Origin of the sequence: Biformimicrobium ophioploci (genome assembly GCF_030270605.1) — a bacterium.
Lineage (GTDB): Bacteria > Pseudomonadota > Gammaproteobacteria > Pseudomonadales > Cellvibrionaceae > Biformimicrobium > Biformimicrobium ophioploci.
The window spans coordinates 315,534-333,416 of sequence record NZ_BSYJ01000003.1 but is presented as its reverse complement, the minus strand read 5'-3'; the positions used below and the strand labels follow the sequence as shown (position 1 = coordinate 333,416).

The following is a 17,883-nucleotide window of genomic DNA, read 5'->3' as shown; positions in this document are numbered from 1 at the left end:
CTATCCTGCCTTGCTCATAGGTCCAGGCTAAAGCCAACCCCGTGGATAGTTTTGATGACCTGCTCCTCAAATGGTTTGTCCAGAGCCTTCCTTAGCTGGAACAAATGCGAACGCAATGCATCTGACTGCGTCGACTCACCGCCCCAGATCTTTTCGAGTAACTCGCTGCGCGTAACGACCCGGGGATGTGCTTCCATCAGCATTTTCAGGATGGCGAATGGGATAGGCTGCAAATGGATATCTTTCCCCGCCCGCTGCACCTTTTTACTGGTGATATCAAGACTGACTGCCTTGTTGCCGGATCCCAGGGCAATTACCTTTGAGGAAGCTGCAGACTGCCGCATGACCAGAGCCTGGCAGCGCGCATAGAGCTCTTCCAGGGCAAACGGTTTGGTGAGGTAATCATCGGCCCCCTGGGCAAACCCGGCAAGCTTATCATCCAGGGTATCTCTTGCCGTCAGCATGATAATAGGGATATGCCGTGCCGATTTCTCACGGAGCAACTTACAGGCCTGCAATCCGTCCATCTTCGGCATGGCAATATCCAGCACGATGCAGTCGTAGTATTCCGACAAGGCCAGCTCGCAGGCAAGCTGGCCATCGTAGGCAAAATCCAGCTCCACATTGTGCTTTTCCATAAACGCAGCAATGTTTTTGGATATCGCAATATTGTCTTCAACGACCAGAATTTTGAGTTTTGCCTTGCTCACTCATACCATCCACTTAGTGCCTGAAAGTAACCCTCTGGCAACACGTGCCCGCCTTCCATCTGAACGTGCTTCTTATTATCGCTGGCAATCTGGCTGAACAAATACTCGTTATCTTTCTTTGAAGCATGCTCATCGTCATTTGCCGTCACCAGCCACACCTTCTCATCTGTAATATTGTGCACCACATTCCTGGGCGCCACCAATGCGACTTGGTCATCAGGCCGCAAGGCCTACAAGATCCAAAATCGCAGCCAAGCTCATTCTTTTCCACATGGCCGTTAATCCGTCAAGCTTTCCAGCAAGCCTGAAATTTCCTCATTCTCGGGAAACTTCTGATTCGATGCCGTCAATACTACCCGCGCCTGCCTCGAATCATTCTTTGCCAGAAATCCCTTGGCGATGGCAACATCCAGCATCGGATGCTTGATTGTCTCCTGTGTGGCCTGCATCAAGGTCAGCGCTACGTCTAACTCGGCTTGGGTATTGGCATAACGTGCCTGGTACACACCGAACATTGCCAGCAGCATGGGGTCATACCGATCCATATGAGCGGTGAAATCCTGCATTGCGGCGACTCTGTCCGCGAAAAACCGTTCCACGAGCATAATTGTTCGGTCATCCCTGAACTCAAGCGATCCATCATTCTCAAGTCCCAATGCCTTCACTACCGCCCTGGCGGTATCAGCCGTGGAAAACGGGTTCTGCCCGGTGATCACGCGACCGTCGATACTGACCTGGTTGAGCATCAGTCCGTCCTGACGGAATACTGCGCCCTGCTCTACCAGCTTGTCTTCCAGTTGGAATGGCATTGTCCAGGCCTTGGTAAATACCGACTCTTCCTCATTGGTAAACGCCGATATACGCTTGCCATCTACCAGATGGCTGCCGTCGCCGAGCTTCACATCCAGCAATGCGGCAGGGCCATGGCACACTGCACCGACAATACCGTCGTCTTCGTACACCTCTTGGATAATGCGTTTCACATTTTGGTCTTTGGCCAGGTCGAACATCGGTCCTTTGCCCCCGACCACGTATACCGCATCGTAATCCGCGGAACGGATATCGCTGAGCTTCCGTGTGGACTCCAGTGCCGCCACCGCATCCTGATTGGCCAGGAATTTTTCGTTGTAAGGCTTTGACGCATCATATTTATCTGTCACCAATTTGCCGCCATTGGGTGAGGCGAAGGTTACCTGCGCACCTGAAGCGGCAAATACCAGATACGATTTGCTCATTTCATCGAACTCATAGCCGGGCTTGACCAGCTTGCCCTCCGCGTCCTGTTCGCCATAGCTGCTGAGCACCATCAAAACTTTCGGATTACCGACTTCTGCAGCAACACTGATGCCAGGCAGCACCAAGGCGGCAGCCGCGACTAACGAAATAAGATTCTTCATTGGACTTTTCATCTTCACGTTCCTTTGCAATTCCATACCAACCGATATGAGTTAAGTTGCACGCAAGGTAGCAATCGGGACGTGAAGAGAATGTGAAGATTTGTGCTGGCGAGGTTGGTGGAGCTAAGGCTACGCCCCCCGAGCTAGGCGCCCCCACGGTCTCAAACCGCTTTCAGCGGTTCGACCCTCAGGACAAACAAAAAAACCCCCGCACCTTTCGGTACGAGGGTTTCTTTGTTTGGTGGAGCTAAGCGGGATCGAACCGCTGACCTCAACACTGCCAGTGTTGCGCTCTCCCAGCTGAGCTATAGCCCCAAATTGTTTGCTTTCTCGCGAAAGCGGGGCGCATTCTAACACCCCGCCCTAGCCTGTCAACCACTTTAAAAGGTTTTTTAAAACAAAGGCTTAGGCCTCTGCCGCGGGCAGTGCCGCAAACTCCTTTTCCCAGCGCTTGAGCACTTTCTTGCCGGCGCCGCCCAGCAGGTCCACGGCGAAGCGCAGGCGCGCGCGAGTCAGGTCCGGACCGAGCAGTTCCATCGCGTCCATCACGGAGAAGGAGGATGTGGTGCCGCTTACCGCCACGAACAGCGGCGCGTTGAAGTCCTTCAGCTTAATGTCCATGGCCTTAGACAGGCCCTTCATCTCCGCGAAGATCGCGTCTTTGGTCCAGGGGCGCAGTACTTCCAGCTTCCACAGGGCAAACTGGAGCAGCTTTTTCTGGTCATCCAGCGGCAGCTTGTTGGACGCGAAAGACTCTTCAGTCAACGGCAGGTTACCGGAGGCCAGGAACGCCACCAGCGGCATAAAGTCGGAATAGGTTTCCATGCGGCCCTGCGCGTGCGGCAGCACCTTGAGGAGGTTATCCCGGTTCAGCAGCCACTGCTGCAGGCGATCTGCCAGCTGCTTCTGCTCCAGCTCGCGGACCCACATGCCGTTCAGCCAGGACAGCTTCTCCACGTCGAACACCGGGCCACCCAAGGACACGCGCTGGATATCAAACGCTTCCAGCATCTCGTCCAGGGTGAACTTCTCGCGCTCGTCCGGCATGGACCAGCCCATGCGGCCGAGGTAGTTCATTACCGCTTCCGGCATAAAGCCCATGCGCTGGTAATAGAGGATGGAGGTCGGGTTCTTGCGCTTGGACAGCTTGGACTTGTCCGGGTTGCGCAACAGCGGCAGGTGGCACAGCACCGGCATGTCCCAGCCAAAGTATTCGTACAGCAGCTTGTGCTTGGGCGCGGAGTTGATCCACTCCTCACCGCGCAGCACGTGGGTGATCTCCATCAGGTGATCGTCCACCACATTGGCGAGGTGGTAGGTGGGCAGGCCGTCGGACTTCAGCAGGACCTGGGCGTCCACCTGACCCCAGTCGATCTCGATGGTGCCGCGCAGCAGGTCTTCCACCACGCAGGTGCCCTCTTCCGGCACTACCATGCGCACGACATAAGGCAGGCCACCCGCCTCGCGCTTGGCGACTTCTTCTTCCGGCAGGGCCAGGTCACTGGGCTTCAGCGCCGTGCGGCCTTCCTCGCGCAGCTGGGTGCGCAGCATATCCAGCTCTTCCGCGGTGCGGTAGCAACGGAACGCCTTGCCGGCATCCAGCAGCACATCACAGTACTTCTTGTAGATATCCGCGCGCTCGCTCTGGCGGTAGGGGCCATGCTGACCGCCCACGTCCGGGCCCTCGTCCCAGTCCAGACCCAGCCAGCGCAGGCTGTCCAGGATCGCCTTTTCAGACTCTGGGGTGCTGCGGACCTGATCGGTGTCCTCAATACGCAGGACAAACTGGCCTCCCTGGGCCTTGGCGAAGCACTGGTTAAACAGGGCGATATAGGCCGTGCCGACATGAGGATCACCGGTCGGGGACGGCGCGATACGGGTTCTAACGGTCATTTTATGAGCAAACCAATTGCTGATTGGAAAAGCGCGGGATTATAGCGCTGCCGGACTAAAACAACACGCTGAGGTTGCGATAGGGGGCAGTGTCATAAATCTGTCACGTGGCAGTAATATTGTGGACAAGACCGCCCAGGCAAAATCGACCAAAAAACGGACATTTGGTCACGTATGCTAGGGAAATTCGATAAATAACGTACAAATGACCTGCATTTTGCACAAAAAAATGTGACAAGGTTCAAAAAGTGGGTAAAATCACGCCCAAAGCTACATAGAAGATTCCAATGCCAGATGGCCGAAAAAGGATCTTTGGCTTGGGGTATAAAAGGTACAGATTTTAGGAAACTTAGGGGGATCCCCGATATGAAAAAGATAATTCGTGCAGTAGCAGCTTCAGCTGTAGCGGTAGCCTCCATAACTGCGATGGCTGCGAATGATGGCCTAGTTGGCGCCACCAGCTCCACCGGTGATCTAAATATCTCACTGGATATTTCACAGCTGATCCGCGTAGCTGGCCTCGATGACATGGTTCTCACCCAGCAAGGTAGCGTATATAGCGCGGAAGACCCAATCTGCGTAGGCCAGACAGGCGGCATTACGGGATTTACTATTGTCTTCGATGGTGGAAACTATGGTCCCGCTAGTGAACGCTTTAATTTGAGCAACGGTTCAGAGCTGATCCCGTACACAGTCCAATTTACCCAGGACCTTGGCGCTGCCGCAGGCGACCAAGCCAATGTAACATCCGGAGTTGCAGGCGCTACTTACAACACTCTTTTCGCCGGAACAGACTGTGACCCCACTTTCGATGATACAAATGCCAACTCTAAGATCATCGTTACCGTTGACGAAACAGATGTTCAAACCGTAGCCGCTGACACCTATACCGACACACTGGTCGTTACAGTTACTGCTAACTAAAGTACAGAAAGCCGCCTGAACTCAGTTCCGGCGGCATTCCTCGAGATTATGTATCGCACCGCCTGGCAAATCGCCTTGTGCGGCGCTCTCCTCCTCAATGGTGCTTCAGCCATAGCAGCCGCGACGGCTGTCACCCTGGAAACAGCGCCGCCCAAAGGCTTCGAAGACCTCACCAAACCATCCTCCATCGTGCTGGATGTGTATTACGGTGGGCGACTGTTGGCCAATAACCTGACCGCGCTTGTCGGTCCGGAAACCCTGCAGTTCGAGCAGCCAGAAGCGGTGCTGGACAAGCTGCCTGCAACGGCGCAATACGAAGCGCTACTCGCGCGACTCTCTTCCGTACTTCCCACCAACTCCCACCGGGTGTGCCTGCGCACACAACAGTCCGGCTGTGGCGTGATCAACGCGGAAGTGCTCGAGGTCATCTACAACCCGGACCGGTTCCGGGTGGATATCTTTATCGGGCGCGATTACCTGCCCACCCGCGAGGCTGTAATCGATCCGTACCTGCCACCAGCCAGCAACCGCTTTGCGGTTTCCCAGCGATTATCGGGAAGCTGGGCCGGCGCGCGCACCGATAGCGATGGCAATGCGGTGAGCAGCAGCTCCGCCACCCTGTTCGGTGATTCCATCGTCAGCTTTGGCGAGTCCTCGTTGCAAAGCCGCTGGTCCGTCAGTGACAGCGACCTGCAGTCCAACGGCCAGGTGTCCGACCTGTTCTGGACACGGGACTACCGCGGCAAGGCGTTGTCGGCCGGCCTGTTCCAGCCGCGCGGCAGCAGCAGCCTGTTTATCAACAGCGGCGCGCTGTACGGCATCGAATATTACAAGTCTGACAATACCCGCACAGACAACGACCAGCGCACCGGCACGCCGCTGGAAGTACACCTGCCGGTGCGCGGCCGTGTTGAGGTCTACCGCGATGGCCGCCTGATCCACAGCGAACTGCTGGAGGCCGGCAACCAGTTACTGGGCACCCGCAGTTTCCCACAGGGCGCCTACGAGGTGACGGTGCGCACCTTCTCCGAAGACGGCCGCCCACTGAATGAATTCACCCAGTTTTTTGCCAAGGATTCCCTGCTACCCGCCATGGGGGAGTGGCAGTGGAATGTCATGCTGGGCACACCCGCGCTGCTATCCAGCGATTCGTTGATGCCGGAAGCCACAGACGAAACCCTACTGCAGGCCGGTGTGGGGCGACGCCTGCTGGATGAGTTTGGCCTGTTCGCCACCGCCACGCTGACTGAAGAACAGCAGGCACTGGAACTCGGCAGCCGTTGGATCAATGAGTATTTCGAGCTGTCGCCAAGCGTGATCGCCACCGATGATGGCCGCTCCGGGTTCCGCCTGAGCGCAAGCCTCAAAACCGACTGGGCCACCCTGTCCGTGCAGGAATCACGCCTCGACAGCCCCGATGCACCGGTTGCCGGCAGTGTCTTGCCGCGCGGATTCGCCTACCGCACCTACTCGCTGTTCGTACCGATGGGGAAAGGCCGCCTGAATGCACGTTACTCGCAGCGTGATGGAGGCCTCACCTACGCCGACGAGCAACTGCAGTTGCCGGAGCTTTTTGCTGGCAACGAACCACTACGCACACTGGAATACCAGCGCCCGCTGCTGCGCAACCGTTCCTGGTATGGCGACCTTCGCCTCGCCTACAGCGATAGCGGTATCGACCAGGTCACCAGCCTCAACCTGCAATTCCGTTACCGCTCCAAACGCTGGAACCACGGCACCTTCCTGCGCAGTGACTCCGGCAGCCTCGAGGGCGAGCGCAATTTCGCGGGCTTCAGCAGCAGCTGGGATGACCGCGACCTGTGGGCCAACGAAGTACAACAGCAGTTCTTTGCGGAGACCGACGGGGACGCCCACTCCATGCGCAGCAATACCCGTGTTGCCGGCCGGCGCGGCCACTTCTCTTCCAGCGTCAACTACCTGGATAGCAGCGGCTCCGATAACAATGTCTCCGGCAACAATGGCAACACCCTGAGCTACGTGGGCAACTTCAGTACCAACCTGGTCTCCGATGGCGACTACTATGGCTGGGGCGGCGAGCAGGGCTTCGGCAGCGGCGTGCTGGTGGAAGTCGATGGTGCTGAAGATGATGAGTTCGAAATCCTGGTAAACGGCCAGCGCCGTGGCTACGCCACCGGTGGCGGACGCTCGCTGATCAGCGTTCCGGCCTTCGACACCTACTCTGTTAGCGTGAAGCCACTCGGCAGCGGCTTCTTCGATTACCAGGACAACAGCGAAACCGTAACCCTGTACCCGGGTAACATCGCCAGCACCCGCTACGAGATCAAGACGCTGGTGATGGTGTTTGGCCGCATCATCCGCAACGGCAAGCCGGTCACCAATGCGACTTTTGAGATTGAGGGCCAGCAGACACGAACCAACGAATACGGCGTATTCCAGCTGGACTACTATGGCGTGCCCAAGAAACTGGTATCCACTGCCATTCAGTGGAATAACTGCACTGTGCCGGTTGCCGAACAGAGCTCCGACAAGGACTGGCTTAACCTCGGCACCATCGAACTGAATACAGCGAGCTGCAAACGCAATGCGACTCTTGCACGCAAGTAAACTACTGTCGGCAGTCGGCCTGCTTTTGTTGGCCATAGCCACAGGCGGATTCCCGGCGCAGGCAATCGCCGGCCCGTGCGATGGTATCCACCTGGCCGTCTGCAACCTGGATGGCAGCATCAGCAATTATCCGTATAACGCCGCGCAGCTCGAACAGGGCAATATCACCTTTGGTATCCGCAGCTGCCGGCCGAACAGAGACAACTGCCAGAACCCGGAAAAGTTCCAGCTGACAGTGTCCGGCGACGGTGATGCGGAGTACTTCCGCCTGACCAACGCCTCCGGAGACCCGCAGTTGGTCGAACTGTATTTTGACCGCGCGCTCAGCGGCACCAGAACCAACCTGAACCCCGGGGTGGAAACAGCGGCCATCAATGGCTCCAACAAGGTAGAGCCGCGGCAACAGTTTTTACGCGTGGACCTGGCACCCGGCCAGACACCAGCATCGGGCACCTACACCGGCACCTTCAGCATGACGGTCCGGCAGGAGAGCGCTTTCTGTGATGTCGGCGACGCCTCCTGTAACCCAGCGACAGCCCCCCCAAGAACAGTCACCGTTTCCTTCACTATCGAAATTACCGTCGAGGGCGTCATCCAGATCAGTGGCCTGGAGGACATGAACCTGACTGCGAATATCGCGGCGGATACTTCGGCGAGCCAGGATTTCTGTGTGTATCACCTGACCGGTGCCAACTTCAAAATTACCGGAGACAGCAGCAACGGTAACGGCAGCTTCCTGTTGCAGGCAACGGACCAGATTCCCTATCAGGTGACGGTGGAGGATGTGGCTGCAGGCGCAGCAGAACAATTGAGCGAGGGGATGATCAGTACCGCGAGCTGGCCCGGGTCCACTTCAAAAGAGTGTGTCACCGGCGGGGAAAATATGCGCCTGACGATACGCGTGCTACTGGCGGACGTGCAGGCCGCGCAGGATTCCAGCTACACGGACACGCTGACGCTCACCGTAGAGCCTGAATAAGCGCCGGAATAAGCGCCGGAATAACAGAAACATTTCAGGCCAGGCAGATCAGCGCGGAAATTTTTCCAGCCGACTCTGCTCACCATCGTAGGCACGCAGCTCAAGATAACCGCCACTGGCTGGCAGCTTGATCGCCTTTTCCGCGCCACCGTAGATACGGCCAGCAAACTCGACGTCTTCACAGCTGTCTTCACTGACACACCAGCGCGCCTTGCTCACCTCCACATTGATATTGCCATTGTTGCGCAGCACCCACTGCTCGCCGCGTTTCTCAAGCTTGAGCTCGTAGGCGCCGCTTGGCGGCTGCACAAAGATCAGCGCCTGGTATGCCACCAGGATCTTCACCCCGGTTACGTCGGAAGTAATCTCACCCACCACCGGCTTGAAAGTTACCCGGTAAACTTTTTCCTGCTCAAGCCCGCTCTCCAGCGACATAAGCCGGAAACGCTTCTGCGCACCGGACGGGATCACCGCCTTGCGCGGATTGACCAGCAACATGAAGTCCCTGGGATCCACAATCGGCACCAGCTTTTCGTCTTCCTGCCCCGGGTTATCCACCCGGAATACTTCGGTCTGCAGGTACAGGGTTTCTGCATCCGGGTTGCGCACCACTATGTCCTCGCGCTGGTTCGGCAAGGCATCGAGATAGATGATCATCTTGTCCAGCTGCATGCTGGCAGAGGCAAGGCTACTGAAGAGAACGGCAGCTGCTGTAATACAGAGGAAAACGAGAGATTTCAGGGCGCGCGTCAACATGGTGCAGGTCGCTGTCCGTTTTTATGCTAGTTGGCGCTATTTTATGCACGACGACCATGAACCTCAACTGAACAAAAGCCAGTGAGGACTACTCGGGCGCAACCAGCAATTCCACCAGGCCGGGGCCACCCCCAGTCCCGCCCAGTAACTCGGGGGCAATACAGCCCTCCTGGCCCTCACGACTCTGCTGAGTAACTTGCGCATAACTGCCCGCCTGCACACTGGCGCCGTCCTCGATCAGCGCCGGCACCCAGCTCAGCGTGACCGGCATTCCGGAAGGGTTACTGAGGCAGAAACCGGAAGACCCCGCGTCCTGGAGTCTGGCGCCGGCGTCCTGTTGCGACTCCTGCTGTTGCAGCTGCACATTCCTTTCGATCACCAGCCGAATAGTGACCGACGCCGAGTCGGACACCGCCGCCTCCTGCGCTACTGCAGCGGCTCCCGCTGCAAACATCAGGAAAGCTGCCACAATAAAACTGGCCGCCCGCGTACACAGAGCACTGGCCATGTCAAAACCCCGAAATACCGCTTTACACATAGCCTAGACGGGGTCAGGGAATATTCGGCGACCCGCAGCGAACAAGGTAAAGGTAGGCGCCTGTGCAGAACCCCGTTTCGCCAGCTCACATGGCCGGCCCGGTCAACCCGCCCATACTCGCCATCGATGTGGGTTCGAGCGGCATTCGCAGCGCGCTGGTTGCGCCCGGCGAGACCCCTGAAGTCCTGCTCAGTACACCGTTACAGATACTCCGCCACGAAAACCAGATCGAGCTGGGGCCCTATTCCCTGCTCAGGGATTTTCACCGCCACCTCAAGCGCTGCCCGCCCGAGGCAAGCGCCATCGCCATTGCCAGCCAGAGATCCACGCTCTGTGCCTGGCGACCGGACGGCAAACTGCTCGCGCCGATCATCAGCTGGCAGGACCGCAGGGCAGCGGCTTTTCCCGTTGCCGCCTATGCGCAGCCGGAAAGGATCAGGCAGCTGTCCGGCCTGCCTCCGCTACCCCACTTCAGCGCCAGCAAGATGCGCTGGTTGCTGGAACACAATGCGCAAATCCGCGCAGCCGCAAGGGATGGGAGTTTGCTCTGGGGCCCGCTACCCAGCTGGCTGCTATACCGTTGTGGTGTCGACAAACCCTTCGTTTGCGATACCAGCCTGGCCCAGCGCACCCAGTTACTCGATATCGACAGTGCACGCTGGTCAGTTGAGCTGATGCAGTTATTCGGTATTCCCGCAGCCGGCGGTGGCCAGCTTCCGCAGATCCTCAAAAATGGCATGACTTTCTGCGAACTGGAAACCGGGCGCGGCCCCCTGCCCGTGCGCGCGCTGGCCGGAGACAAGAGTGCCGGCCTGTGGCAGCTGGGGCCCGACAGCAACAAACTGCTAATTGAACTCGGCACCTGCGCCAGTATCAGCACCGGCCCCTGGCCAGAACGCAGTAAGGCGAGCGTTTTGGATGCCGCACGCCAGGACACGCGCCTGGACACCAGCAACGGAACTTTCTGGATACAGGAGCACACCCTGCCGGAGTGCGGATCCCTGTTGCGCTGGCACGGCCTGCAGAGCGGCAAGGCTACCGACTATGATCACCTGGATCCCGACGATGCCGCGCGCCTGCCCTGTACATTGCATTTCGAGGCGGTGGAGGGCGAACCCGGGTTTACCTGTGACTGCCCGCCGGACATCCAGGCCCTGCTGGTGCTGGAGCATATCGCCTTCTCCATCTATCAGCTGATTGCAGACAATCACGTCGCCGGGCAATGTCCCAGAGTGTATCTGGCGGGCGGCCTCCCCGGACGGCACTGTGTCGGCCAGTGGCTGGCCGACCTGATGCAGAAACCCATTGCGCTGGTTGCGGGCAACTTCGCGACCCTGACCGGGATTGCGACCCTCGCCGGCCTGGCGCCACCGCCCCTGTGCGTGCGCGAGACTTTCCTGCCTGGACCGACCGACCGGACCCGGCAACGCTATACTGAACGCAGCAGAAACCTTCAATCGATACCAGATAAAACCCAATGTTGATCGCCCATCGCGGAAACAAAATCCAGCAACCGGAAAACACCATCTCGTCCTTTGAATCGGCGCACGGGCTTGGCACCTGTGCCATCGAGACCGATATCCAGATGTCTGCCGACGGCACCCCCTGGTGCTTTCACGACGACGATCTGTTGCGGGTTGCGGGCCGGCCGGAAAAGTTTTTCGAACTGGAAGACACCGAGATCGCTGAACTGCGCATCGACGGCGCGGGGCTCGCCACTGCACGGGAGCTGATCGACTGGGTCGGGCGCCACCCCCACCTGGACTGTTTTCTGGAGCTCAAGCCCAGCAGCCTCGGGCATTTCGGGTTTGAGCTGGTCATCGAGCATCTCGCCCGCATACTGCCGAAAGATACCAGCCCCTTTATCGTGGTCACACGCGACTGCGAAAGCCTGCGCTTTGCCCGCAGCCGCGGCTGCCATCGCGTCGGCCTGAATATCAAATCTTTGGCCGAGTGCCTGCGGCCGGAAGTGGTCACCTTGGCGCCGGATTACCTTTTCATCCGGGATAGCCGGGTCAACGCCGACGAACTGCCGCCCGGCCCCTGGCAGTGGGTGGTGTACGAGGTTAACGAACCGGAACAGGCCGTCGAGTGGTCCAGCCGCGGCGCGCATCACATCCTGACCGGAGACCTTCCCCGCCTGATGCGCTCCCGTGAAGCGAGCAATGTCTATGGGCTCTGAGCATGCCCACGGATTTTGATGTCGTTGTTATAGGGGCCGGCATTCAGGGCGCCGGCGTCGCCTCCGCAGCCAGCGCGGCAGGCGCACGCGTGCTGGTGCTGGAGCAGACCGGAGTCGGCTCAGGTACATCCAGCCGTTCGTCCAAGCTGATTCACGGTGGCCTGCGCTACCTCGAAAGCCGGCAGTTTCGCCTCGTCCATGAATGCCTCAGGGAGCGCCACTGGCTGCTGCAGAACAAGCCGGAGCTGGTTCGACTGGTGCCCTTCTATATCCCCGTCTACCGGCACAGCCGTCGCTCACCCTGGCTGGTGCGCCTTGGGCTTGTGTTGTATTCGATGCTGACAGGTGCGCGTATCCGGTCGTGGAGGGATGCCTGGAAAGGCGCCCGCTTCCGGCAGGTGCCCAGGTCACAATGGCATTTGCTGGCCGGTATCGAGCAGCGTGACCTGCGCGCGGTGTTCCAGTACTACGATGCGCAGACCGATGACAAGGCACTGACCCGCGCTGTGATCGATGACTCGCTCACCCACGGCGCGACACTGCTGTGCCCGGCGAGCCTGATCGGCGCGGAACTGGTCGGTAACCGGGTGCGTGTGGATTACTTTGATAATGGCGCACTGAAAACGGCGCGCTGTAAAGTGCTGGTCAACTGCGCCGGTCCCTGGGTGGAAAACGTCAACTCCCTTTGCACCCCGGCACTGAAGTTACCGCCGCTGGAGCTGGTGGCGGGCACACATATCCTGCTGCCCGTTTCCCTGGGCGAGCGCATCTTCTATATCGAGGCGGAAGACGGGCGCGCGATCTTTGTGATGCCGTGGAAAGGCAGGACACTGGTCGGCACCACCGAACGCAGCTATGCCGGCTCGCCGGAGAGCGTGATGCCTACCGTCGAGGAAGAGCTGTACCTGTTACATGCGGTACAGCGGCACTTCCCGGAAACCGGCAAACTACAGCTGCAGGACCTGCAAAACAGTTATGCGGGACTGAGGGTACTGCCCAAAAGTGCCGACCTGCCGTTTTCCCGGCCCCGTGAAACACTCATTGCCACGGACGACCCGCGTAAGCCCAGGATGGTGGCGGTAGCCGGCGGCAAGCTCACCAGCTACCGCGCCACCGCTGCGAAGGTATTGTCGATGATTCGCCCGTCGCTGCAGCCGGAACCGACAGAGAGCACCACCATTGCGGCAGGCGTGGAAGGCGAGCCACCGTTACCGGAGGGCGAGGACCAGTCTGCCAGCGGCACCTGATGGGGCACACTTTAAGCTGCCGGTACGAAAAACAGCTTCAGCAGGTAGAGCACGGCAAGAATCAACATGGCAATGCCCGCCCAGTAACACAGGCGCCTGAAACGTGCCTCGCGCTCGGGGCTGATAGGCTTGCGGGTCCTGGGCAGCGCCCTGCCCTTGCCGATCGCCATCAGGTACAGACCGAGTACCAGATTCAGGAGGGCCATGATCACTTCAAACACAATTTACACTCCGCGACAAACTGAACCAGCAACACCACAGGCGTACCATCAGCGATACACTTTGACGATATAATAGCTGGCCAGGCATTACCCCAAGAGTATTCACGTGACCCGCCATAACCCAGGCACCCAATCCGACAATCACCCGGCTTCGGCACCCCTCAGCCGCAAGTTTTGCACGGCCCCGCTGATGGACTGGAGTGACAGACACTGCCGCTACCTGTGGCGGCGTTTCTCCCGCCACGCCCTGCTGTACACGGAAATGGTGACCGCCGGTGCGATCCTGCACGGCGACCAGCCACGCCACCTGGACTTCAATGAGAGTGAACACCCACTGGCGCTGCAACTCGGCGGCAGCGATCCGGCCCAGCTGGCGGAGTGCGCGCGTATCGCAGAGCGCTGGGGCTACGACGAGATCAACCTCAATTGCGGCTGCCCCAGTGACCGGGTCCAGTCCGGGCGCTTTGGCGCCTGCCTGATGCAGGAGCCGCAGACGGTGGCGGACTGCATGAAGGCCATGCAGGATGCAGTGTCTATCCCGGTGACCGTCAAGCACCGCATTGGTGTGGACGATATGGAGGATTACCCGGGCCTGGTCGGCTTCGTCGATACGGTTGCCGAGGCGGGTGTGAGCACCTTTATCGTGCATGCGCGCAAGGCCTGGCTGCAGGGCCTGAGCCCGAAGGAAAACCGCGAGGTGCCGCCGCTGGACTATGAAATGGTGTACCGCCTGAAACGGGAAAGACCTGACCTCGAAATCGTCATCAATGGCGGCATAAACTCTATCGAGGAGTGCCACCAGCACCTGCAGCATGTGGATGGCGTCATGTTGGGCCGCGCCGCTTACCAGACCCCTATCCTGCTGGGCCAGGTCGATCGAGAATTCTTTGAGCCGGCGGCAGACATAGTAACCCCCATCGAAGTAGCACAGCAGATGCTCCCCTACATCGAGGCGCAACTGCAGCAGGGGCAACAACTAAAATACATTACCCGGCATATGATGGGCCTGTTCCAGGGTGTACCCGGGGCACGCCGCTTTCGCCGCCACCTGAGCGAAAACGCGGTAAAGCCGGGTGCCGGCCCCGAAGTGCTTGAGCAGGCACTGGAACTGGTTGCACAAGCGGCATAAAACCCGCACTGTGCACCTCATAAGTTAATACCCGAACAATCAGGATAAAAAGGAAGTTCTCCGAATGAACAAGCTCGAGCAGTTACGCCAGTACAGCCTTGTGGTAGCGGATACCGGCGATATCGATGCAATTGCCCGCTTCAAGCCCCAGGACGCCACCACCAACCCGTCCCTGCTACTCAAGGCGGCGCAGCTGCCATTGTTCAAGTCGCATATGGCCAGTGCGATTGCATGGGCCAAAGACCAGCGAGGCGATACCACCAAGCTGGCCGTCACCAAGCTTTCCGTCGAGATCGGCTGCGAGATCCTGCAGCTGGTACCCGGCTACGTTTCCACAGAAGTAGACGCCCACCTGTCTTTCGATACCGAGGGCTCCCTTGCCAAGGCCCGCCAGTTGATCGGTCTGTACGAGGAAGCCGGTATCAGCCGCGACCGGGTCCTGATCAAGCTCGCTTCAACCTGGGAGGGCATCCGCGCCGCGGAGATCCTGGAGAAGGAAGGCATCCACTGCAACCTGACCCTGCTGTTCAGCTTCTGCCAGGCGCGCGCCTGTGCCGATGCGGGCGTCACCCTGATTTCCCCGTTCGTGGGCCGCATCCTCGACTGGTACAAGAAGTCCACCGGGCGCGACAGCTACCCCGCACAGGAAGACCCGGGTGTGCTTTCCGTGCAGAAAATCTATCGTTACTACAAGGCACGCGGCTGCAGCACCATCGTGATGGGCGCCAGCTTCCGCAACACCGGTGAAATCGAGGCACTGGCTGGCTGTGACCGGCTCACCATCAGCCCGCAATTGCTGGATGAACTGGCACAGGACAGTGGCACGCTTGAGCGCCAGCTCGTTGACGAAGGCCCTTCCGGCGATGCGGCTGAAGCGCCGTTAACAGAAGCGGAATTCCGCCTGCAGCTCAACGACGACGCCATGGCCACGGAAAAGCTGGCCGAGGGTATCCGCAACTTTATCGCGGACCAGGAAAAACTCGAGGCTCTGATCCAGGAACAGATTGACAGTAATGTTGCAGCACATTCGTAAACTACTGACCGAAATCGGCGAATCCAGCAACCGCGATGAACAGCCGCAGGAAAATATGCTGCTGGTCAGCGCGGCCCTGCTCACAGAAGTAGCCACCGCCGATCATCACCTGGATGATCGCGAGGTGGCCACCCTCAAGGCAGTGCTACGCGACCATTACGGCATGGCCGACGGCGAATCCAGCGAGATGATCGAAACCGCCATGATCGAGCGGGAGAAGGCCACATCCCTGTTCGAGTTCACGCGCGCAATCAATGACAGGCTGGGCGATCCCGAAAAGTACCAGCTGATTCGTAATATGTGGAAGGTGGCGTTCGCCGATGAAAAGATCGAGCCGTTCGAGGAGCACCTGATCCGGCGCGTATCGGAATTGATCTATCTGCCGCACGGCCTGTTTACCAAGGCCCGCTCGGAAGCCCGGGACGCCTCCGGCGGCCAGGGGGCTGGGGAACCGGACAGCTAGGGCTTCAGGGAGCACTGCTCCAGCGAGGCCACCAGGTCGCGGAAGGTCTCGCGGTTTTTCTCGTTCAGCGACATCAACACCCGGTGCGCATCCAGCACCACCTGCCGCGTCGCTTCCTCATCCTGTGGCTCCGCCAGGACCTCTTCCGTCACCTGCGGTATGACCGGTGCCGCTACCAGGCCCTCGCCGTAGTCCATCAGGTCTTCAAAACCCATGCTGTCCAGCAAGCGGCACATACCCGGGTCGGCACCCACCACCACCGGCCTGACCGTGCCCTTGTCCCGGGTGAACAGCGCAATTTTTGCCAGCAGCCCCAGGGAGGTACTGTCTATGCCTCGCGCGCTCTCCAGGTCGAACAGAACTGCGCGAAAGTCCTTTGCGGCAAACATGTCGCTGATAAAGCCTTCCAGCGGCATACACAGGTTGAGGCGGACATCCCCCTCGAGGCGCACCACGTAGACGCCATTGTGATTACCGAGCAATATCTTGCCGGGCGAAGCGGAGCTGGGATCGCTTGCGGTGGAATGGGCTTTTTCAGCAGACATCTCGGGACTCCGGGTACAGCATCACTTTACATTCGACTTTTTCAATCAGCTTTTAACATGTCGCAGGCGCAACACGGCAATGTCATCGGGCTGCTCTTCCGGGCGATCGATCTTGAGCAGGCGACAAAGCGTATCGATACTGCCCTCGCTCTCCTCAATCAGGTCCAGCAACTGCGCTTCCTTCTCCATCAGGCTATCCCCGGAAAGCAGCTCCAGCACGCCGTCCGAGCAGGCCACCAGGTTCCAGTGCTGCGGTAGCTTACAACGAAAGACTTCCCAGGACCCGTCGGCAAAAAGCCCCACCGGCTTGCCCTTGCCGGGCAACCAGCTCGCCTTGCCCCGATCAATCAGCGCGGGCATCGGCAACTGGCCACCAACACAGTAGTAGAGTTCCTGCGCACGCGTATCCACAACGCCGATAAACAGGCTCGCATGCTTGTCGAGCGGTGCCTCGAACAGCTCCCTGTTGAGAAATTCGATCAGGTACTGCAGATCGTTTTCCAGCTCCGTCAGGCTCGCAAACAGGGCCTTCTCCCGCACCAAATGCGTGGTGGAATGCTTGATCAGCGCCGTGACCAGCGCGGAGGATACCCCGTGACCGGAGACATCGGCGAGATAGAACGCCACAAAGCGCTCGCCGAACAGGCCGTAGTCGACAAAGTCACCACTGAGGTACAGGGTCGGCAACAGCCGGAACGATGCCTCGATGCCGCCGGGGTAACGATAGGGTGTACGGGGCAGCATGTGCTGCTGCAGCAGGCGGCCCGCCTGCTGGTCCTGCTGCAGCACCTGCAGGTGCTCCTTGAGCTCGCGATTGCGGCGCTCCAGCTCCTCGCGAATTACCCGGTTCTGGGTCAACAGCTTGCGCGCCTGCATCAGGCGCTTGACCGCCAGGTTCACAATTTCATGATCACTGAGGGGGTGCAGCAGGTAATCGCTGGCGCCTTCGCGCAACGCGCGCACAACGTCACCCAGATCGGCATGGCCGCCCAGCACCATGACCGGTGTTTCAGGGGAGTCGGATTTGATACGGCGCAGTACATCGAGGCCGCTGATGTCGGGCAGGCGCAGGTCAGTGATGACCAGCTGGTGATATTCCGAGCGGAAACGCGTCAGCGCCTCTACCGCCGAGGCGTGCTCCTCGACCAGGTATCCCCGGCCACTCAGGAAATGCCCCAGGCCAGCGGAGGATTCGGATTCGCTCTTGATTAGCAAGACGCCAGGCTGTGTGTCCACAGAAGCTTCGCAAATTAAGTCTTCGTTATGACAATAACAGCTGT

The 17,883-nt window shown here is 59.0% G+C and carries 18 protein-coding genes and 1 tRNA gene; 9 read left to right on the top strand and 10 right to left on the bottom strand.

Features of this window, described 5'->3' with window-relative positions; genetic code table 11:
- Window positions 1-14 precede the first annotated feature (14 nt).
- The 5 genes from QSJ80_RS08205 to gltX form a co-directional block, all read right to left on the bottom strand.
- Entirely contained in the window at window positions 15-710 is a 696-nt protein-coding gene (locus QSJ80_RS08205) for a response regulator transcription factor (RefSeq protein ID WP_285763948.1), read from the bottom strand.
- On the bottom strand, window positions 707-892 hold the full coding sequence (locus tag QSJ80_RS08200) for a hypothetical protein (protein WP_285763947.1): 186 nt from the start codon (window positions 890-892) through the stop codon (window positions 707-709). Before QSJ80_RS08200 ends, QSJ80_RS08205 begins: the two co-directional genes overlap by 4 nt.
- 96 nt (window positions 893-988) lie before the next feature.
- Complete coding sequence (locus QSJ80_RS08195) at window positions 989-2,107, bottom strand: type 1 glutamine amidotransferase domain-containing protein (RefSeq protein WP_285763946.1); 1,119 nt, start codon at window positions 2,105-2,107, stop codon at window positions 989-991.
- A 239-nt stretch (window positions 2,108-2,346) separates the two neighbouring features.
- Window positions 2,347-2,422, bottom strand: a tRNA-Ala gene (locus tag QSJ80_RS08190).
- A 90-nt stretch (window positions 2,423-2,512) separates the two neighbouring features.
- Window positions 2,513-4,000, bottom strand: a complete 1,488-nt coding sequence (gene gltX / locus QSJ80_RS08185) for a glutamate--tRNA ligase (protein WP_285763945.1) — start codon at window positions 3,998-4,000, stop codon at window positions 2,513-2,515.
- Between the two features lie 366 nt (window positions 4,001-4,366).
- Here gltX and QSJ80_RS08180 point away from each other — a divergent pair, with 366 nt between their 5' ends.
- Genes QSJ80_RS08180 through QSJ80_RS08170 form a run of 3 tightly spaced genes read left to right on the top strand, consistent with a single transcriptional unit; the run spans window position 4,367 to window position 8,489 of the window.
- Window positions 4,367-4,924, top strand: a complete 558-nt coding sequence (locus QSJ80_RS08180; protein ID WP_285763944.1) for a hypothetical protein — start codon at window positions 4,367-4,369, stop codon at window positions 4,922-4,924.
- A 48-nt stretch (window positions 4,925-4,972) separates the two neighbouring features.
- Window positions 4,973-7,510, top strand: coding sequence for a TcfC E-set like domain-containing protein (locus tag QSJ80_RS08175; protein ID WP_285763943.1), 2,538 nt, complete (start codon window positions 4,973-4,975; stop codon window positions 7,508-7,510).
- Entirely contained in the window at window positions 7,488-8,489 is a 1,002-nt protein-coding gene (locus QSJ80_RS08170) for a hypothetical protein (RefSeq protein ID WP_285763942.1), read from the top strand. The genes QSJ80_RS08175 and QSJ80_RS08170 overlap by 23 nt, the downstream gene beginning before the upstream one ends.
- 48 nt (window positions 8,490-8,537) lie before the next feature.
- On the opposite strand, the gene QSJ80_RS08165 is transcribed toward QSJ80_RS08170, so the two are convergent.
- Both QSJ80_RS08165 and QSJ80_RS08160 read right to left on the bottom strand, forming a co-directional pair.
- The gene (locus tag QSJ80_RS08165) at window positions 8,538-9,245 is read right to left on the bottom strand and encodes a fimbrial biogenesis chaperone (RefSeq protein WP_285763941.1); all 708 of its coding nucleotides are present in this window, start codon (window positions 9,243-9,245) and stop codon (window positions 8,538-8,540) included.
- An 88-nt stretch (window positions 9,246-9,333) separates the two neighbouring features.
- Window positions 9,334-9,753: a hypothetical protein gene (locus QSJ80_RS08160; protein ID WP_285763940.1), complete on the bottom strand. Its 420-nt coding sequence runs from the start codon at window positions 9,751-9,753 to the stop codon at window positions 9,334-9,336.
- Window positions 9,754-9,845: 92 nt separating this feature from the next.
- On the opposite strand from QSJ80_RS08160, the gene QSJ80_RS08155 reads away from it, so the two are divergent.
- Genes QSJ80_RS08155 through QSJ80_RS08145 form a run of 3 tightly spaced genes read left to right on the top strand, consistent with a single transcriptional unit; the run spans window position 9,846 to window position 13,212 of the window.
- On the top strand, window positions 9,846-11,267 hold the full coding sequence (locus tag QSJ80_RS08155) for an FGGY family carbohydrate kinase (protein ID WP_285763939.1): 1,422 nt from the start codon (window positions 9,846-9,848) through the stop codon (window positions 11,265-11,267).
- Window positions 11,261-11,965: a glycerophosphodiester phosphodiesterase family protein gene (locus QSJ80_RS08150; RefSeq protein ID WP_285763938.1), complete on the top strand. Its 705-nt coding sequence runs from the start codon at window positions 11,261-11,263 to the stop codon at window positions 11,963-11,965. The genes QSJ80_RS08155 and QSJ80_RS08150 overlap by 7 nt, the downstream gene beginning before the upstream one ends.
- A 2-nt stretch (window positions 11,966-11,967) precedes the next feature.
- Window positions 11,968-13,212: an FAD-dependent oxidoreductase gene (locus QSJ80_RS08145; RefSeq protein ID WP_285763937.1), complete on the top strand. Its 1,245-nt coding sequence runs from the start codon at window positions 11,968-11,970 to the stop codon at window positions 13,210-13,212.
- 11 nt (window positions 13,213-13,223) lie between these two features.
- Here the strand turns inward: QSJ80_RS08145 and QSJ80_RS08140 are convergent, their stop codons facing one another.
- Window positions 13,224-13,433 carry a hypothetical protein gene (locus tag QSJ80_RS08140; RefSeq protein WP_285763936.1) on the bottom strand — a complete coding sequence of 70 codons (210 nt, stop codon included), beginning with the start codon at window positions 13,431-13,433 and terminating at the stop codon, window positions 13,224-13,226.
- Window positions 13,434-13,539: 106 nt separating this feature from the next.
- Here QSJ80_RS08140 and dusA point away from each other — a divergent pair, with 106 nt between their 5' ends.
- The 3 genes from dusA to QSJ80_RS08125 all read left to right on the top strand — a co-directional run bounded on the left by dusA (window position 13,540) and on the right by QSJ80_RS08125 (window position 16,058).
- Window positions 13,540-14,562 carry a tRNA dihydrouridine(20/20a) synthase DusA gene (gene dusA / locus QSJ80_RS08135; protein ID WP_285763935.1) on the top strand — a complete coding sequence of 341 codons (1,023 nt, stop codon included), beginning with the start codon at window positions 13,540-13,542 and terminating at the stop codon, window positions 14,560-14,562.
- A gap of 64 nt (window positions 14,563-14,626) precedes the next feature.
- On the top strand, window positions 14,627-15,595 hold the full coding sequence (gene tal, locus QSJ80_RS08130; protein WP_285763934.1) for a transaldolase: 969 nt from the start codon (window positions 14,627-14,629) through the stop codon (window positions 15,593-15,595).
- Window positions 15,576-16,058, top strand: a complete 483-nt coding sequence (locus QSJ80_RS08125; RefSeq protein WP_285763933.1) for a tellurite resistance TerB family protein — start codon at window positions 15,576-15,578, stop codon at window positions 16,056-16,058. The genes tal and QSJ80_RS08125 overlap by 20 nt, the downstream gene beginning before the upstream one ends.
- On the opposite strand, the gene QSJ80_RS08120 is transcribed toward QSJ80_RS08125, so the two are convergent.
- The gene (locus QSJ80_RS08120; RefSeq protein WP_285763932.1) at window positions 16,055-16,603 is read right to left on the bottom strand and encodes an STAS domain-containing protein; all 549 of its coding nucleotides are present in this window, start codon (window positions 16,601-16,603) and stop codon (window positions 16,055-16,057) included. The genes QSJ80_RS08125 and QSJ80_RS08120 overlap by 4 nt on opposite strands.
- 45 nt (window positions 16,604-16,648) lie before the next feature.
- Window positions 16,649-17,839, bottom strand: a complete 1,191-nt coding sequence (locus QSJ80_RS08115; RefSeq protein ID WP_285763931.1) for a PP2C family protein-serine/threonine phosphatase — start codon at window positions 17,837-17,839, stop codon at window positions 16,649-16,651.
- Between the last annotated feature and the right edge of the window lie 44 nt (window positions 17,840-17,883).

Bases quoted from the DNA above. Each gene is read 5' to 3' on its own strand.
- QSJ80_RS08195 (WP_285763946.1), bottom strand. From the start codon at position 2,107: ATGAAGAATCTTATTTCGTTAGTCGCGGCTGCCGCCTTGGTGCTGCCT.
- gltX (WP_285763945.1), bottom strand. From the start codon at position 4,000: ATGACCGTTAGAACCCGTATCGCGCCGTCCCCGACCGGTGATCCTCAT.
- QSJ80_RS08180 (WP_285763944.1), top strand. From the start codon at position 4,367: ATGAAAAAGATAATTCGTGCAGTAGCAGCTTCAGCTGTAGCGGTAGCC.
- QSJ80_RS08175 (WP_285763943.1), top strand. From the start codon at position 4,973: ATGTATCGCACCGCCTGGCAAATCGCCTTGTGCGGCGCTCTCCTCCTC.
- QSJ80_RS08170 (WP_285763942.1), top strand. From the start codon at position 7,488: ATGCGACTCTTGCACGCAAGTAAACTACTGTCGGCAGTCGGCCTGCTT.
- QSJ80_RS08165 (WP_285763941.1), bottom strand. From the start codon at position 9,245: ATGTTGACGCGCGCCCTGAAATCTCTCGTTTTCCTCTGTATTACAGCA.
- QSJ80_RS08160 (WP_285763940.1), bottom strand. From the start codon at position 9,753: ATGGCCAGTGCTCTGTGTACGCGGGCGGCCAGTTTTATTGTGGCAGCT.
- QSJ80_RS08150 (WP_285763938.1), top strand. From the start codon at position 11,261: ATGTTGATCGCCCATCGCGGAAACAAAATCCAGCAACCGGAAAACACC.
- QSJ80_RS08145 (WP_285763937.1), top strand. From the start codon at position 11,968: ATGCCCACGGATTTTGATGTCGTTGTTATAGGGGCCGGCATTCAGGGC.
- tal (WP_285763934.1), top strand. From the start codon at position 14,627: ATGAACAAGCTCGAGCAGTTACGCCAGTACAGCCTTGTGGTAGCGGAT.
- QSJ80_RS08125 (WP_285763933.1), top strand. From the start codon at position 15,576: ATGTTGCAGCACATTCGTAAACTACTGACCGAAATCGGCGAATCCAGC.
- QSJ80_RS08120 (WP_285763932.1), bottom strand. From the start codon at position 16,603: ATGTCTGCTGAAAAAGCCCATTCCACCGCAAGCGATCCCAGCTCCGCT.